1 protein-coding gene is annotated in these 1102 nt (G+C 35.0%); it reads left to right on the top strand.

The window, feature by feature from the left end; translation table 11 throughout:
• Positions 1-1102, top strand: a 1102-nt coding sequence (locus Q0370_RS10515) for an aspartate aminotransferase family protein (protein WP_299575478.1), incomplete at both ends; no start/stop codon positions are given.

The following is a 1102-nucleotide window of genomic DNA, read 5'->3' as shown; positions in this document are numbered from 1 at the left end:
TGAATATTTAGATTTTGTATCGGGAATATCAGTAAACTGTCTGGGGCATGCAAGTCCAGTAATTATAAATGCTTTGACTGAACAAAGTAAAAAATTGATACATATTTCAAATCTTTATTACAGCGAGCCTCAATTAGAACTGGCAAAAAAACTTACAGAAAACAGTGCGATGGAGAAAGTATTTTTTACTAACAGCGGAACAGAAGCAATTGAACTGGCAATAAAAATTGCTCATAAATATGGAAATAATTTATCGTATGATGAAAATGGAAATAAAATTATTGACAAAACTGAAATAATTTATATGAAAAATTCATTTCATGGACGTTCCACAGGGGCATTGGCAGTAACAGGACAGCCTAAATATCAGAAACCTTTTGAGCCTTTGATTTCCAATGTTGCACAATGTAATTTTAATGATGTGAAAGATTTGAAGGCAAAAGTGAGTGAGAAAACAGCAGCCATAATTTTGGAGCCGATTCAAGGGGAAAGTGGGCTGGAAAGTGCAACGCCTGAATTTATGCAGGCAATAAAGGAACTGAGTGAAAAATATAACGCACTTGTGATTTTTGATGAAATTCAATGCGGAATGGGAAGAACTGGAAAATTGTTTGCTTATGAAAATTTTGAGATTATTCCAGATATTGTCACTGTGGCAAAGTCGCTTGGTGGCGGTGTTCCAATTGGAGCAACTCTTACAAAGGGCAAGGCAAACGATGTTTTAGAGCCTGGAGATCATGGTTCAACTTATGGAGGAAATCCGCTAGTCTGTGCTGTTGCAAATGCTGTTTTGCATGAATTGATTGACAATAAACTGGTTGAAAAGGATGTTGTGGAAAAAGGGCAGTATTCTCTTAAAAAATTGGAAGAATTGAAGGGGAAATATAATTTTATTGAGGAAATTCGTGGGAAAGGTCTGCTTTTGGGAATAAAATTTGATGAAAGCAGAGTCTTGGGAAAAGATGTTGTTTTAAAAGCATTGGAAAATGGTCTGCTGTTAGTTGGAGCTGGAAATAACGTTGTAAGATTTTTTCCGCCATTTAATGTGAGCAAGGAAGAAATTGATGAGGCAATTTTAATTTTGGAAAAAGTTTTAAAAATA

It is taken from the genome of uncultured Leptotrichia sp., assembly GCF_938036635.1.
GTDB classification, from domain to species: Bacteria; Fusobacteriota; Fusobacteriia; order Fusobacteriales; family Leptotrichiaceae; genus Leptotrichia; species Leptotrichia hongkongensis.
The sequence above is the reverse complement of the archived record's forward strand: the minus strand, read 5'-3'. Positions and strand labels throughout refer to the sequence as shown.